Genomic DNA, 14,898 nt, shown 5'->3' on the forward strand with positions numbered 1-14,898 from the left:
GATTCAAGTGCCTGATAAACTGAATCAGCCGACGATTTCGGTTTCGGCGAACCAGTAAGCGATTTCCTGAACAGCGGTTTCCGGAGCGTCGGAACCGTGAACGGAGTTTTCGCCGATGGACAGTGCGAAGGTCTTGCGGATGGTGCCTTCAGCAGCCTGTGCCGGGTTCGTCGCGCCCATGATTTCGCGGTTCTTGAGGATTGCGTTTTCGCCTTCCAGAACCTGAACGATGGTCGGGCCAGAGGTCATGCCTTCAACGAGTTCGCCGAAGAAAGGACGTTCCTTGTGAACAGCGTAGAAGCCTTCTGCTTCGCGCTTGCTCATCCAAACGCGCTTGGACGCGATGACGCGCAGGCCGTTGTCTTCAAATACCTTGGTGATCGCGCCAGTCAGGTTACGCTTAGTTGCGTCCGGCTTGATCATCGAAAATGTGCGTTCAATCGCCATGTGTCCGTTTCCTTTTCCTTCAGAGAAAGTGGGCGGTGTTTACCCGCCCAAAGGCCCGAAAACAAGGGGGATAGACCACTTTGCAATTGGGAAGCCAGACATTTCACGCCGCTGTCACACTGCGACCCTTCGCATCATAGAGATCGAGGCAGCTCTCGAACCAGCCACGAACCGGGTCGTTTTCGGTAAACAGGTCCGCTCCCGTGGTGATGCGCGCCCACTGCAACGCCCCGAAAACGATATAATCCGCAAACAACGGTGTCATGCCACCGATGAAAGGCTGGAAGCCCAGCATGCGGCGGATCGGCGTCAACAACGTCGGAAAGGCGGCAATTTCAGCCTCGCGGTTGGCCACCGCCGCTTCCAGTGAACGGCCGAGCGCTTTGGTACGGCTTTCACGGAAATAAAGGCGATCCGGTTCATCCAGCATATCGTGAATATCGAGAACGGCGATGCGCACGATGGCCGGATGGAGCTGGGTCTGCGACCAGCTTTCCACGAAACGTGCCATTGCCTTGCCACCCTCACCATTGAAGAGCGACGGCCGCTCCGGATAGACCTCGTCCAGATAAAGGGCGATTTCGAAGCTGTCGCTTATAAGCTGGTCGCCGTCCCTGAGGATCGGCACGGTTTTGGAAAAACCACCCTCGGCGCTTGGAATTGCCGTGAACGGCAAGGGACGTTCTTCGAAGTCCAGGCCCTTGTGCGCCAGCGAAAGAACTGTCTTCCAGCAATGGGGCGAAAAAGGACGGGAAGCATCGCTTCCACACAGGGAATACAGCGTTCTGGACGTCGACATACAACAGCACCTTTCAATAGGACCATGCGGATAACGATATAAGAACGGCGCCGCGGCGAAATCAAATCAGGAAATGTCATGGCACCCATCAGAGATGGATGTGACGTTTCGCAACACAGACCATATCGGACAATATTTTGGTAAGCATAAAACGCATGCTTCTCAGTGCTTTATGGTATTTTAAGCAACCAACCCGATAAAACATTATCATTCCGCAACCGTGATTTCCGGTTTGCGCATCGTAACAACAGTGTTGGGGCTGCACGTGACTATTCCGAACGGCGACAGACATCGTGAGAACGCGAAGAACAGCCTGATCGTTACCAAGATCACGCAGTTCATCGCGAAGATGAACATTGCTCCCCTGCCACGCAATTACGAACTGATCTTCGAGATATTGGCAGGCCATAACCCGGCCATGGGTCGTGAGGTGCTTGCACTTGGCAACGCGCCACAGCAGCACGAGCTTGATATCGTCGGCCAGCGACATGGTCTGGCGGGTTTTTCCCGTATCGCGGCGAGCAAGGCCACCAACGACGCAGCAGAAACGCTTGAGCAGATAGCGGCCCGTCTGGATGCCGGTCTGCATCGCACCGAGGTTTTTCTGTCCTCGATGCAGACCGTAGAACCCGAACATGTGTCGCGACTGGTGCGCGATATTCACGATGAGCAAACGAGCCTGAAAAACTTCCTTGCTCACGGCTTGCAGAAAATTCGCGCCACCGAAAAAAACAGCACACATATTCAGGCTGTCTCCTTGCGCGATACGCTGACGACGCTGCCGAACCGTGCAGCCTTTCTCGAAAAGCTGACCGCAATGTATGAGGAAAGCGATGCGCCTTCCGCAGCCTCCATGCTGCTGGTCAACATCGACCATTTCCGCGAAATCAATGCGAAATACGGTCCGGCTGCCGGCAACAAGGCGTTGCGGCGACTGGCCGCGCTATTTCGCAAGACAATCAAGAAGGATGACTTCGTCGCGCGTATCGGCGGCAACGAATTCGCGTTCATCTTCATGGGTGTGGCGCAAAACACCGCACAGAGCATTGCGGAGCGTCTGCGCCGCAGCGTCGAGGATCTTCGCTTTGCCACCAGGGACGGCGATGGTGACCATCTGACGATTTCAGTCGGTGTTGCGGCACTGGACGGCGCGGCAACGCCGGCCGAATTCTACAGCCACGCAGAACTGGCGCTTCTTGCCGCCAGAAGCAGCGCGCGCAACTGCGTCGTCGGTTACTCCAGGGACGTCGCACAGCGCAGTCGCAACAGCTATCTTCTGCAACTCGGCGGCTGAACCGCGAACCACCTTTCGACGCTCTTGCATCGGGCGCAGAGTTCAGACAAAACGGCGGCATGATTACGATTACCGATCTTTCCGCCCGTATCGCAGGACGCCTGCTTCTCGACAACGCCAGTGTCACGCTGCCTGCCGGTGTGAAAGCGGGCCTTGTCGGCCGTAACGGCGCCGGCAAATCCACGCTGTTTCGCGTCATCACCGGTGACCTCGCGGCGGAAAACGGATTGGTCACCATTCCCAAACAGGCCCGGATCGGCCAGGTCGCCCAGGAAGCGCCGGGCACCGAGGAGTCGCTGATTTCGATCGTGCTGTCAGCCGACAAGGAGCGCGCCGCGCTGCTGGCCGAAGCCGAAACGGCGACCGATCCGCATCGCATCGCTGAAATCCAGATGCGCCTTGTCGATATTGACGCCCATTCTGCGGAAGCGCGCGCCTCCAGCATTCTCGCCGGTCTCGGTTTCAACCAGGAAGCCCAGCTTCGCCCGGCCTCGTCGTTTTCCGGCGGCTGGCGAATGCGCGTCGCGCTCGCCTCCGTACTGTTTGCCGAGCCTGACCTTTTGCTTCTCGACGAACCGACCAACTATCTCGACCTTGAAGGGACGTTGTGGCTGGAGGATTATATCCGCCGCTATCCGCATACCGTTATCATCATCAGCCACGACCGCGACCTCCTGAACAACGCGGTCAACTCGATCGTTCACCTCGATCAGAAGAAACTGACCTTCTATCGCGGCGGGTACGACCAGTTCGAGCGTCAGAAGGCTGAAGCTGACGAATTGCAGATGAAGGCCAAGGCCAAGAATGATGCGGCGCGCAAACATCTGCAGAGCTTCATCGATCGTTTCAAGGCCAAGGCATCCAAGGCCAAGCAGGCACAAAGCCGCGTGAAGGCACTGGAGCGCATGGGAACGGTCGCGGCGGTGATCGAAGATCACGTGCAGCCGATCACCTTTCCGGAGCCGGAAAAGCAGCCGGCTTCCCCGATCGTAGCCATCAATGGCGGCGCTGTCGGCTATGAGCCGGGCAAGTCCATTCTCAAGCAGTTGAACCTGCGCATCGACAATGATGACCGCATCGCGCTGCTCGGTTCGAACGGCAACGGCAAGTCGACGTTTGCCAAGTTCATCTCCGGTCGCCTTGCGCCGCAGGCGGGCGATCTGCGTGTCGCATCCGGTCTGAAAATCGGTTTCTTTGCCCAGCATCAGCTCGACGATCTCGTTCCGAACGAAACGCCGGTCGAACATGTGCGCAAGTTGATGCCGCAGGCCGCTGAAGCGCAGGTTCGCGCCCGCGTGGCACAGATGGGCCTGACGACGGAAAAGATGGCCACGGCCGCGAAAGACCTCTCAGGTGGCGAAAAAGCCCGCTTGCTGATGGGACTTGCGGCTTTCCATGCGCCGCATCTGCTCATTCTCGACGAACCGACCAACCACCTTGATATCGACAGCCGCCGGGCACTGATCGAAGCGCTGAACGATTATAACGGTGCCGTCATCCTGATCTCGCACGACCGTCACCTGATCGAAGCGACCGTCGACCGGCTGTGGCTGGTGGCGGATGGCACCGTGAAGACCTTCGAAGGCGACATGGAGGAATATCGCGATATCGTCGTGTCCTCCGGCAAGAAGAAGGACGACAAGCCAGACATTGCCAGTGACCAGGCCTCGAAGGCCGACCAGCGCAAGGCGAATGCCGAAAAGCGTGCGCAACTCGCTCCGCTCAAGAAAAAGATCAATGAAATCGAATCCCTGACGGCAAAGCTTGAGAAACTGATTCAGTCACTCGACAAGGAGCTGGCCGACCCTGCCCTTTACGAAAAGGCGCCTGCCAAGGCTGCCCAGAAGGTCAAGGAACGTGGCGAAGCGGCAAGCAAGCTGGCCGATGCCGAAGAACAATGGCTGATGCTCTCCGGCGAGTACGAAGAAGCCATGGCGGTGTGACGGCAAGGATCGACAACCAGCGGTAACGCCTCATTAACCATAATCGGAGAAATTCGGGAGCAGTTGATTTGCTGCTTTTGAGCCGAGTTTTTCCATGTCCATTCGCGTCGTTTCCGTTGCCGTTATCGTGGCTGCCATCCTTTCAGGCTGCGCAGGCAAACCGCAGGGAGATGGCTCTCTGAAAACGGCGTTCGCCGCCACGATGCCCGCCAATCCGGCGGGTCATGCCGATGCAAGCGATCCCGTCCCGCTCTCTCCCGCTGCCTGGGTGCGGCCGAGACATCCCAGCGCTCTTGCGGGCCGTGACATCGAGGTCTCGTCGATTTCCGACATCAGCCTGGCGAACAAGGAAGTCGTTCTCAGTTTCGACGATGGCCCGGTGCCCGGCAAGACCGAGAATATTCTGGCGACGCTTGACGAATTCGGCGTGAAGGCGACCTTCTTGATGGTCGGTGAAATGGCAAAGGCCCACCCGGAGCTTGCCCGCAAGGTCGTGTCCGACGGGCACAGCATCGGCAGCCATACCTACAGCCACCCCAACCTCGCGCACCTCTCCTTCGACCGGGCACTGAACGAAATATCGAAGGGCGCCAAGGCCGTTGCCGACGCCACCGAAACAGACGTTCCTTTCTTCCGCTTCCCTTACCTTGCCGATACATCGCGGCTTCGCCATTCGCTTGCCTCGCGCGGTACAGTGGTGATGGATGTGCAGATCGACTCAAAGGACTATTTCAAGGATGCACCCGCCGTGGTGGCGTCACGCACCATTGAGGCCTTGCGTCATCGCGGCAGCGGCATCATTCTGATGCATGACATTCACAAGCGCACCGCCGCCATGCTGCCGGCATTGCTGACGCAATTGAAGGCGGAAGGCTATAAAGTCGTACATTTGCGCTACAAGGCACCGCAGAAATTGCCGATGCTGGTCGCAGCACTCTAATAAAATCAACCCGAAAAGAAGCGATGGCGATATCTTGCCCGGCCATTGCTTTCTGCTACAACACTTCAAAAATGTTATTTTTCGAGTGAAACACAGACACGGGTACTACGCATGTCAGCCACCAAACTCGCCATCGTCGGCGTCGGCAAGATCGTTCGCGACCAGCATCTTCCCGCCATTGCAGGCAATCCCGATTTCGAACTGATCGCCACGGCCAGCCGCCACGGCACCGTCGACGGTATCGCTTCCTACAACAATATCGAAGCCATGCTCGAGGCTGTTCCGCAGATCGACGCGGTCTCGCTCTGTATGCCGCCGCAGTACCGTTATGAAGCCGCTTACACGGCTTTGAACGCCGGCAAGCACGTCTTCCTCGAAAAGCCGCCGGGCGCGACGCTTTCGGAGGTGCAGGATCTTGTTCGCCTCGCCGACAGCAAGGGTCTCTCGCTGTTTGCAAGCTGGCATTCGCGTTACGCACCCGCCGTCGAAGCTGCCAAGGCTTTTCTGGCCTCGACGAAGATCGAGAGCGTTCACGTCATCTGGAAGGAAGATGTGCGCCACTGGCATCCGAACCAGGAATGGATCTGGCAGGCGGGCGGTCTCGGCGTCTTCGATCCCGGCATCAACGCTCTCTCCATCATCACCCACATCCTGCCACGCGCCCTGTTCATCACCAAAGCTACGCTGGAATTCCCGGAAAACCGTGATGCGCCAATCGCCGCAGACGTGCATTTTTCCGATGTGACGAAGATGCCGGTTCACGCCGAGTTCGACTGGCGTCAGACGGGCAAGCAGAGCTGGGACATCATTGCCGAGACGGCAGACGGTCAGATGGTGCTTTCCGAAGGCGGCGCTAAGCTGTCGATCAATGGCGACATGAAGCTTTCCGAACCGGAACGTGAATACCCTGCCCTTTACGAACGCTTCGCCGAAATCATCAAGGCGGGCAAATCGGACGTCGATCTGGCGCCGCTGACCCACGTGGCCGATGCCTTTCTGCTCGGTCGCCACAAGTTCGTGGATTCGTTCTACGACTGAGACTGATCAGAGGGCGCGACTGACATAACGGTCGCGCCCGGCTTTTTTAGCCTGATAAAGCGCTTCATCGACATTTGACAGAAGCGTTGCCCGGTCGGCACCGGCCTGTGGCGCAATTGCCCCGCCAATACTCAGCCGCGAAACAACCTGACGGCCATCGATATCGAAGGGCTCGCGGAAAGCGCACAACAGGCGATCCGCCAGCACGCTCATCGTCTCCGGACCATCGGGACGCGGAACGAAAATGGCGAACTCATCGCCACCCATGCGCACGACGATATCGTCATTGCGGGTTACGGTGCGGATACGATTGGCGGCGGCCGCCAGAACGCAGTCGCCAGCCGAATGGCCAAAGGTATCGTTGATGATCTTGAAGCCATCCATATCCATATAGAGCGCACCGAACGTCTCGTTTTCGCGCAGGGCCAGAGCAAGCTGCAGATCGACCAGCACGTCGAGTGCCTTGCGATTATAAAATCCTGTCAACGGATCGGTCATGGCGGCGTTGCGGAGTTCGCGTTCGGCAAGGCTCATTGTGAAATTCGCCTTCTGAAGCCGCAACACGGCTGTCGCGAGAACGGCAAAACGCTGCAGATTGTCGATCTCAGCCGTGGAGAACAGCCGTGGCACCGTGTCGACGACGCAGAACGCACCGACAATCAGCCCAGGCTCGAGCTCGATCGGTGCGCCCGCATAGGCGCGCAACTTCGGGCCTTCCTGGACATAAGGCATCGCGCAGAAGTCCGGATGGACGGTCAAATCGGGAATGACCACGACATCCTGCTTGGCCAGAACGCGATTGCAGATTGAGACATCGCGCGGGCATTCAGCTAATTGCATGCCGGCCTGCTCCACGATGTAGAGCCAGTCATCGTCCATCAGGTGAACGGAGGCGCGTGAAACGGAAAAGACGCCGCGCGCGAGCTCGGAGAGAGCCTCCAGCTCCGGCGACGGACCATTCTTGAATGACATCAATGAACGAACAGCCATCAGACGCTCCATTTCCCGATCCGGTAATGAAATCATCTGGTCCATATTTCTATCCTTCTATCTTCTCACACCCAGCGCTCAGGCGGGATGTTGCACAGCGAAATCACGCTGCTGCCCGACACCGGCTTCCAAGGGAATCGTGTCACTTCCATGTCTCGAGGACGCCCTATTCTTCAAAACTGAGAAAAAAGCGCCCTAACCAACTGATTTAAAACATCTTTCGAATGAACCCGATTCCAGTTTCCGGACCGATGTCATGGCCATAATGCAGAAGCTGGCGCTGCGTGCTACATATGATTTTTTGCCCGTGGTTTCCCTTAGAGAAAAACCTATCGCTGGTGCAGCGACGGGTGCCTTTGGTCAGGCCTTTTTCTGCCAGCGCCCTTCCGGCGATTGCTGCCAGTAGGTCAGGGCGTGCCCCTCTCCCTTCAGCCGTTTCCAATGATTGCGCGCCGTTTCAAGCTGGAACGCGTCATAGCCATCGAACATGAACACGATGCGTTCGTAAGGCTCGACCGGCGGCGGTTCGGCGCCGTCGATCAGGAAGCGGACGCTGGCGCTGTTGCCGTTTGCATCCGAGGCGGTCAGAAGAACGGGCTGGTTCTCCGGCGAGGCCGCAGCATCCGTCGCGTGCGCCAGAAAGCTGTCATCCCGATACGTCCACAAATGGGAATCGAGAAAATCGCGCCGTTCAGCATCCGTTGTCTGGACCGCGACCTTCCAGCCGCGTTCCAGCGATTTTTCAAGCAAGGGCGGCAGGGCATCCTCCAGCTTCGATTCCGTCAGGTGATAGAACAGAATTTCGGTCATCGGTCAGTCTGTCGCCTCAGTTTATGCGCAGCTCCCGAAGGAGCTGCCTGTTATCAGTCTTCGTAGTGCGCGCGAACGAGTTCGTTCAGAAGGCGTACGCCGTAACCGGAACCCCAGGACTGGTTGATCTCGGTCAGTGGCGAACCCATCGCCGTTCCTGCGATATCCAGGTGCGCCCATGGCGTGTCACCCACAAAGCGCTTGAGGAACTGGGCAGCGGTCACCGAACCGGCAAGCCGGCCAGCACTGTTCTTCATGTCCGCGAACTTGGAATCGATGATCTTGTCATAGTCCTTGCCGAGCGGCATGCGCCAGAGCTTTTCAGCCGTGTCTTCACCCGCCTGTGTCAGACGGCCGGCGAGTTCGTCGTCATTCGAGAACAATCCGGCCTGCAGATTGCCAAGCGCCACGGTGATCGCACCGGTGAGCGTTGCCAGATTGATCATGAACTTCGGATCGAAACGATCCTTCGTGTACCAGAGCGCGTCGGCCAGAACGAGACGGCCTTCCGCATCGGTGTTGATGATCTCGATGGTCTGGCCGGACATAGAGGTGACGATATCGCCCGGACGCTGGGCATTGCCATCCGGCATGTTTTCCACAAGACCAATCACGCCAACGACATTCGCCTTGGCTTTACGGGCGGCAAGTGCATGCATCAGGCCAGTCACGGCAGCCGCACCACCCATGTCGCCCTTCATGTCTTCCATGTTAAGGCCGGGCTTCAGCGAAATGCCGCCGGTATCGAACACAACGCCCTTGCCGACGAAGGCGATCGGCGTGTCCTTCTTGGAACCACCATTCCACTGCATGACGGCAAGCCGTGGCGGGCGGGCAGAGCCCTGCGCCACTCCAAGAAGCGCATTCATGCCAAGCTTCTTCAGTTCCTTTTCGCCCAGGATTTCAACCTCGACACCAAGCTTCTGCAGTTCTTCAGCCTTTTCTGCGAATTCCACTGGACCAAGCACGTTCGGCGGCAGGTTGACGAGATCGCGGGCCAGAACAACGCCGCCTGCAATCGCCTGCGTCACCTCAAATGCCTTTTCCGCTTCCTCGCGGGCAGCCGTGACAATCACGACGTCCACCTTCTTTGGTGTCTTTTCGTCTTCGGACTTCTTCTTCGTCTTGTAGGCATCGAAGGTGTAAGCACGCAGCAGGAGACCGAGGGCGAAATCGGCTGCCGCCTGCCCGGTGACCTCGACGCCCGGGGCATCAAGGAAAACGACAACCTTTTCCGCCTTCTTGAAGCCTGCGGCTGCCGTACCGCCGACACGCAGCCAATCGTGGGCCGTAAGCTTCGAAGGCTTGCCGAGGCCAATGGCCAGCAGGCGGTCGGCACTGGAACCGTGCGGCGCGATGACATCAAGCGTCGTCATGGACTTGCCGGAGAAACCGGAGATCCTGGCCGCCTTTGCAACGATCGCTTCGGGGTCAGCGTCGGCTGTACCGGCGGGCTGCCAATCGCCACCCGATGCCTGCAACAAAATGGCGAGAGCGCCATCGAGCGAAACGGAACTGGCGAAAGAAATATCGAATTTGGCGGACATGTTTTCCTGCTCTTGCTGAACAAACTGATCGGGTGCACGCGATCATGGCCTTTTCAAAACCCCGTGCAACCCCGCAATCTTTAAAGCGAAAGGCATTTTTATGAAACATGGAAAGAAATTCCAAATTCGGTGATGTGGCAGCGGTGTTCCACAAAAAGACACAGAGCCGGGAAAAAACGTCGCACAAAACAGATTTGTGAGTGGTCCGGAGTCGCCAAGCGCAAATGTTGCGATTAGATAGGCGGAAATCCGCTCGCCGATCACACGAGCAAATGACGACAACAAGGGCCGCATGAAGCTTCTCGAGAACTATATCCTGCGACGGACAACGCAGATGTTTCTGGTAGCCCTGCTTCCGGTGCTGGCCATCATCTGGACCATCCAGGTTCTCCAGAGAATCAATCTGGTGACGGATACCGGTCAGTCGATGGGGTCATTCATGGCGCTTGCGACCATGATTCTTCCGACGCTCATTCCTGTCGTTCTGCCGTTTGCGCTGGTTATCGGCATCACGCAGACATTCACGGCGATGAACAACGATTCCGAGCTTGCCATCATCGATGCGGCCGGTGCGCCGCGCATGATCATGTTTCGCCCTGTTCTCGTTCTCGCAGCCGTGCTGAGTGCGCTGTCCTTCACCATCACCAACTTCATCGAACCGCCTGCCCGCAATTCGGCGCGGCAGATGGTTGCCGCCGCCTATGCGGACCTCCTGTCGTCGGTGATCGAGGAAAAGACGTTCCGCACCATTCAGGATGGTCTCTACGTTCAGATCGGACAGCGGCAGGGCCGCATTCTCAAAGGTCTGTTTGTTGCCGACCGCCGCGACCCCAACTTCGACCTCATCTATTACGCCAAGGAAGGCATGATCGACGAGAGCGGCACGTCGCTGACGATGCGCGACGGTGAGGTGCAACAGAAGACGCCTGACGGCAAGGTTTCGATCGTCAAGTTCCTCTCCTACGCATTCGATCTCTCCACCATGTCGGAGAAAAAGGACACCGAGCAGTCACTCTCTCCGAGCGACGCGAGCCTTGGCTTCCTTCTGTCTCCCGATGAGAGCAATTCGAGCTACGCCCGCGCGCCGGAGAGCTTCCGAAGCGAATTGCACAAGCGCCTGTCCGACTGGCTGTTCGCTTTCTCCTTTGCACTGATTTCGCTGGTGATCGCGGCAGATGCCCGTTCGCATCGTGAAGCGCGGCTTCATCCGATGGTCGCCGCCCTCATCACAGCTTTCATGCTGCGCTGGGCCGGCTTCTACGTCACCAACCAGGTCAAGCAGAGCGCCGCCTTCATTCCGCTGGTTTATGCCGTTCCTGGCCTCAGCGGCGCGGCGGCAGCATTCGTGCTCATGACGGGTCGCAAGCCCAGAACGCCGAAATTCATCGCCAATGCCGCCGGGCGCTTGCGCCGACTGTTCACCGACAGAATGGCGCGCAGTTCGGGGAGCGGCAACGTATGATCTTCAACACCCTCGCCCGCTATTTTCTGAGACGCTATTTGATGACGGCCGTCTGGTTCGTTCTCGGCGTTTCAGCGATCATCTATCTCGCTGACTTCAGCGAAACGGCCAGACGCATGTCCAGCCTGCCCGGATATTCCGTGCCCGCGGCACTCGGCCTGACGGCACTGCGACTGCCGCTTATTCTTCAACAGACCGTTCCGTTCATCGCGCTCTTCGTGGGTATGACGACGCTTATTTCGCTCAACCGGCGTTATGAGCTGGTGGTGACGCGCGCAGCCGGAATTTCGGCCTGGCAGTTCATTCTGCCATTCGTGCTCGGCTCGGTGCTGATCGGCATATTGTCCGTGACCGTGCTCAACCCGATTGCTGCCTGGGGCCAAAACCAGTCGCTTTCGATGGAGGCCGGCTGGCGTAACGAGGCCAATGCCGGCCGTCAGCAGGACGTCATTCCGTGGCTTCGCCAGTCGAGTGGCGGGCAGGATACGATCATCGGCGCAAAGAGCTTCGAGGACAACGGAACGCTGCTTCTCGACGTCGTTCTGGTGCACCTCGACAAGAGCGGTAACATCGTTTCCAGACAGGATGCGAAGTCGGCTAAGTTGGAAGATGGTTACTGGCTTCTTAACGGTGTGACAGAGACGCGACCTGGCCATGTGCCAGTTCGGCAAGACAGCACCCGTATCAGTACCAATCTGAGACAGGAATTCGTTCAGGAACGGATGACTCAGGCGGAAACCGTTGCTTTCTTTGATCTTTCTCGCAAGATCGAGATCGCGAAGTCTTTCGGCCTCTCTTCGAAGGCGCTCGAAACGCAGTATCACTTTCTGCTATCGACGCCTCTTCTTTTGGTCGCGATGACCTTGATCGCCGCGACCGTTTCACTAAAGTTCAGCCGCTTCGCCCAATCGCGCTCCGTGATTCTGGGTGGAATCGTTTCCGGCTTCGTGCTTTATGTAATAACCGTGCTCGTAAGAGCGTTCGGGAGCAGTGGCGTTGTCCCTCCCTTCGTGGCGGTCTGGGTTCCAGTCACCGTTGCGTTGGCGCTAGGTGCAACGATTTTGCTTCATCAGGAGGACGGCTAGTGGCGGTATATGACCGCGGGAATATCAGGCGGCTTTGGACGGCCCTTCTGACAGGTGCCGCTGTGTGCGCATATCTGGCATCCGGACAGGTCGCTATCGGCCAGGACGGCATCTTTGCGCCCGGAAGCCAAGACGATTCGAAACTCCTGCTTACAGCGAATGAACTGACCTATAACCGTGATGCAGAACGCATTATCGCGAAGGGTGTGGTTCGCATGCATTATTCGGGTTACCGCATGGTGGCCCAGCAAGTGGAATATAACCAGCAGACCGGCCGCGTGATCGCACGCGGCAACATCGAGCTGATCGAGCCGAGCGGCAACAAGATCTATGCCGATGAGCTGGATGTCACTGACGACTTTGCTCAGGGCTTCGTAAACGCCCTGCGTGTCGAGACACCTGACAACACCCGTATTGCCGGCGAGAGCGCAGAACGCCTCGACAGCGATGTGATGGTGCTGAACAACGGTGTCTACACCGCCTGTCTGCCGTGCGCGCAACGCCCCGACAAGGCACCGCTCTGGCAGGTCAAGGCCGAGCGCGTCGTTCAGGACGGAAAGACCCACACAGTGCGTCTGGAAAAAGCCCGTTTCGAGCTTTTCGGACAGCCGATCGGCTATCTGCCGTTCCTGACTGTTCCGGATAACACCGTGAAGCGGAAGTCTGGCTTCCTGTTCCCGCAGATGAGCATCACCGATAATCTCGGTTTCGGCATCGGCGTGCCCTATTTCCACGTCCTGTCCGACACGGCAGACGTGACTGTTACGCCGACCTATTACACGACGCAGGGTCTGCTTCTGCAGGCTGAAATCCGTCAACGTTTTGAAACCGGCTACCATACGGTGCGGATGGCTGGCATCGACCAGCAGAGCTCCGACACCTTCACGGCCGGAACCAGCGATGCGCTGAACGACACCCGCGGCATGATTGCCAGCAAGGGCGACTTCAGCATCAATCCACGCTGGGCGTTCGGCTGGGACGCCATGGTCCAGACCGACAACAACTTTTCGCGCACCTATAATCTCCCGGGCTACAAGAACGACGTTCAGACGAACCAGTTCTACCTGACGGGCATCGGCGAGCGGAACAAGTTCGACCTGAACGCCTATTACTTCAACGTTCAGGACACTGATGATTCCGAATCTGAAGAGCGCAAACAGGCAATCGTTCACCCGGTTCTCGACTACCGCTATTTCGTACCGGACCCGATGTATGGTGGCGAGTTGTCGCTGACAACCAACCTTACCAGCATCACGCGTCTGAAACAGGATGCCTATGCACTTGGTGGTTATTCGCGCTTCAACGGCCTGGAAGGCGATTACACGCGCTTCACGACCGAAGCCGAATGGAAGCGTACCTTCACATTCGACAGCGGCGTGCAGTTGACGCCGCTCTTCGCCGCACGTGGCGACGCCATGTGGTCGGACATGTCTCCGGCAAGCTTCACCTCCGGCGGCACCTCTTATGCCTATGAAGGCATGATGCAGGACGACGCAGCGTTGCGTGGCATGGTCACGGGTGGTCTTGAAGTGCGTTATCCGTGGTTGTTCACGGCTGCGAACAGCAACCATGTCATCGAGCCGATCGCGCAGATCTTCGTGCGTCCGGACGAATCCTATTCCGGTCGTTTCCCGAACGAGGATGCGCAGGCGTTCGTGTTCGACGCGACCAACCTGTTCGATCGTGACAAATTCTCCGGCTACGATCGCATCGAAGGCGGTACGCGCGCAAACATCGGTTTCCGCTATAACGGCACATTCGATAATGGGTATGGCGTGCGAGCGATTGCCGGTCAGTCGTTCCATCTCGCGGGCGAAAATTCCTTTGCTTCCTACGATCTGGTCAATGCCGGTGCCAATTCCGGTCTTGAGTCCGATCGTTCGGACTATGTCGCGATGGCAGCCTTCGACGCGCCGATCGGCCTTTCCTTCTCGACGAGTGTCCGTCTTGACAAGGATGACCTCGAAATCAACCGGTCTGAAACAGGTGTTGCCTATTCCGATCGCCGCGTAACCGGCAAGGTCAGCTATACGCAGGTTAAGGCGCAGCCGAAATACGGCTACAACGAAGACCGTGACATCATTCAGGCATCCGGTTCCCTTCGCATGACCGATAACTGGTCGTTGTTCGGTTCGATCAACTACGACCTGAACGGCAAGTTCGCCGAAGAGCGCCGCGTCGGTATTCTCTATCAGGACGAATGCACGATCTTCACAGTCAGCTATTCGGATGAAGGCACGATCACGTCGAACAGACAGTCTGCCAACGACTGGTCGATCAATGCCCGCATTGCCTTCCGCACGCTCGGCGATATCAGTGTCGGCTCTGCCAATGAGGACTGGAGCGACATGGATATCGGCTGGAAACCGAACAACTACTAAGCTGAAAAACGGAGCGCAGGGCAAATGCGCTCCGTTTTCGTCTTCAGCGTGTCGTAGCGGCCTCGTCCGCCACGCTTTCGCCGCAAGAGATCGCCAGTGTTGATCCCGATTTTTTTGATTTTCATTTGGAAGATCGACGCATTGCCGTTTTGCGGATCGCGA

At 57.7% G+C, this 14,898-nt stretch carries 12 protein-coding genes; 7 read left to right on the forward strand and 5 right to left on the reverse strand.

Going from position 1 to position 14,898, the window contains the following annotated elements:
* Nucleotides 1-24 precede the first annotated feature (24 nt).
* Together ndk and ACIQT8_RS05845 are read right to left on the reverse strand one after the other, a co-directional pair.
* Nucleotides 25-447 carry a nucleoside-diphosphate kinase gene (ndk, locus tag ACIQT8_RS05840; protein ID WP_138795688.1) on the reverse strand — a complete coding sequence of 141 codons (423 nt, stop codon included), beginning with the start codon at nt 445-447 and terminating at the stop codon, nt 25-27.
* A 103-nt stretch (nt 448-550) separates the two neighbouring features.
* Nucleotides 551-1,246, reverse strand: a complete 696-nt coding sequence (locus tag ACIQT8_RS05845) for a glutathione S-transferase family protein (protein ID WP_138795689.1) — start codon at nt 1,244-1,246, stop codon at nt 551-553.
* 265 nt (nt 1,247-1,511) lie between these two features.
* Here ACIQT8_RS05845 and ACIQT8_RS05850 point away from each other — a divergent pair, with 265 nt between their 5' ends.
* The 4 genes from ACIQT8_RS05850 to ACIQT8_RS05865 all read left to right on the forward strand — a co-directional run bounded on the left by ACIQT8_RS05850 (nt 1,512) and on the right by ACIQT8_RS05865 (nt 6,461).
* Nucleotides 1,512-2,540 (forward strand): GGDEF domain-containing protein, encoded by a 1,029-nt coding sequence (locus tag ACIQT8_RS05850; protein ID WP_400964183.1) that lies wholly within the window; start codon nt 1,512-1,514, stop codon nt 2,538-2,540.
* 59 nt (nt 2,541-2,599) lie between these two features.
* Nucleotides 2,600-4,483 (forward strand): ABC-F family ATP-binding cassette domain-containing protein, encoded by a 1,884-nt coding sequence (locus ACIQT8_RS05855; RefSeq protein ID WP_400964185.1) that lies wholly within the window; start codon nt 2,600-2,602, stop codon nt 4,481-4,483.
* A 94-nt stretch (nt 4,484-4,577) separates the two neighbouring features.
* On the forward strand, nt 4,578-5,423 hold the full coding sequence (locus ACIQT8_RS05860; protein WP_400964187.1) for a polysaccharide deacetylase family protein: 846 nt from the start codon (nt 4,578-4,580) through the stop codon (nt 5,421-5,423).
* 111 nt (nt 5,424-5,534) lie between these two features.
* Nucleotides 5,535-6,461, forward strand: coding sequence for a Gfo/Idh/MocA family protein (locus ACIQT8_RS05865; RefSeq protein ID WP_400964189.1), 927 nt, complete (start codon nt 5,535-5,537; stop codon nt 6,459-6,461).
* A gap of 6 nt (nt 6,462-6,467) precedes the next feature.
* On the opposite strand, the gene ACIQT8_RS05870 is transcribed toward ACIQT8_RS05865, so the two are convergent.
* From ACIQT8_RS05870 to ACIQT8_RS05880, 3 genes are all read right to left on the reverse strand, one after another.
* Nucleotides 6,468-7,496 carry a sensor domain-containing diguanylate cyclase gene (locus tag ACIQT8_RS05870; RefSeq protein WP_400964191.1) on the reverse strand — a complete coding sequence of 343 codons (1,029 nt, stop codon included), beginning with the start codon at nt 7,494-7,496 and terminating at the stop codon, nt 6,468-6,470.
* A gap of 315 nt (nt 7,497-7,811) precedes the next feature.
* The gene (locus ACIQT8_RS05875) at nt 7,812-8,261 is read right to left on the reverse strand and encodes a DNA polymerase III subunit chi (RefSeq protein WP_262525180.1); all 450 of its coding nucleotides are present in this window, start codon (nt 8,259-8,261) and stop codon (nt 7,812-7,814) included.
* Between the two features lie 53 nt (nt 8,262-8,314).
* Nucleotides 8,315-9,808: a leucyl aminopeptidase gene (locus ACIQT8_RS05880; RefSeq protein ID WP_400964193.1), complete on the reverse strand. Its 1,494-nt coding sequence runs from the start codon at nt 9,806-9,808 to the stop codon at nt 8,315-8,317.
* Nucleotides 9,809-10,100: 292 nt separating this feature from the next.
* Between ACIQT8_RS05880 and ACIQT8_RS05885 the strand changes: the two genes are divergently transcribed.
* From ACIQT8_RS05885 to ACIQT8_RS05895, 3 genes are read left to right on the forward strand one after another with little or no spacing between them, the layout of a single operon-like run.
* Nucleotides 10,101-11,270: an LptF/LptG family permease gene (locus tag ACIQT8_RS05885; RefSeq protein ID WP_400964195.1), complete on the forward strand. Its 1,170-nt coding sequence runs from the start codon at nt 10,101-10,103 to the stop codon at nt 11,268-11,270.
* The gene (gene lptG, locus ACIQT8_RS05890) at nt 11,267-12,355 is read left to right on the forward strand and encodes an LPS export ABC transporter permease LptG (protein ID WP_138795697.1); all 1,089 of its coding nucleotides are present in this window, start codon (nt 11,267-11,269) and stop codon (nt 12,353-12,355) included. Before ACIQT8_RS05885 ends, lptG begins: the two co-directional genes overlap by 4 nt.
* Nucleotides 12,355-14,736, forward strand: a complete 2,382-nt coding sequence (locus ACIQT8_RS05895; RefSeq protein ID WP_400964197.1) for an LPS-assembly protein LptD — start codon at nt 12,355-12,357, stop codon at nt 14,734-14,736. Before lptG ends, ACIQT8_RS05895 begins: the two co-directional genes overlap by 1 nt.
* Nucleotides 14,737-14,898: the final 162 nt, after the last annotated feature.

Origin of the sequence: Agrobacterium sp. NPDC090273 (assembly GCF_044772305.1) — a bacterium.
Lineage (GTDB): Bacteria > Pseudomonadota > Alphaproteobacteria > Rhizobiales > Rhizobiaceae > Agrobacterium.

Coding starts and splice junctions, on each gene's coding strand:
- lptG (WP_138795697.1), top strand. CDS start 11,267: ATGATCTTCAACACCCTCGCCCGCTATTTTCTGAGACGCTATTTGATG.
- ndk (WP_138795688.1), bottom strand. CDS start 447: ATGGCGATTGAACGCACATTTTCGATGATCAAGCCGGACGCAACTAAG.
- ACIQT8_RS05845 (WP_138795689.1), bottom strand. CDS start 1,246: ATGTCGACGTCCAGAACGCTGTATTCCCTGTGTGGAAGCGATGCTTCC.
- ACIQT8_RS05870 (WP_400964191.1), bottom strand. CDS start 7,496: ATGGACCAGATGATTTCATTACCGGATCGGGAAATGGAGCGTCTGATG.
- ACIQT8_RS05885 (WP_400964195.1), top strand. CDS start 10,101: ATGAAGCTTCTCGAGAACTATATCCTGCGACGGACAACGCAGATGTTT.
- ACIQT8_RS05880 (WP_400964193.1), bottom strand. CDS start 9,808: ATGTCCGCCAAATTCGATATTTCTTTCGCCAGTTCCGTTTCGCTCGAT.
- ACIQT8_RS05860 (WP_400964187.1), top strand. CDS start 4,578: ATGTCCATTCGCGTCGTTTCCGTTGCCGTTATCGTGGCTGCCATCCTT.
- ACIQT8_RS05855 (WP_400964185.1), top strand. CDS start 2,600: ATGATTACGATTACCGATCTTTCCGCCCGTATCGCAGGACGCCTGCTT.
- ACIQT8_RS05865 (WP_400964189.1), top strand. CDS start 5,535: ATGTCAGCCACCAAACTCGCCATCGTCGGCGTCGGCAAGATCGTTCGC.
- ACIQT8_RS05875 (WP_262525180.1), bottom strand. CDS start 8,261: ATGACCGAAATTCTGTTCTATCACCTGACGGAATCGAAGCTGGAGGAT.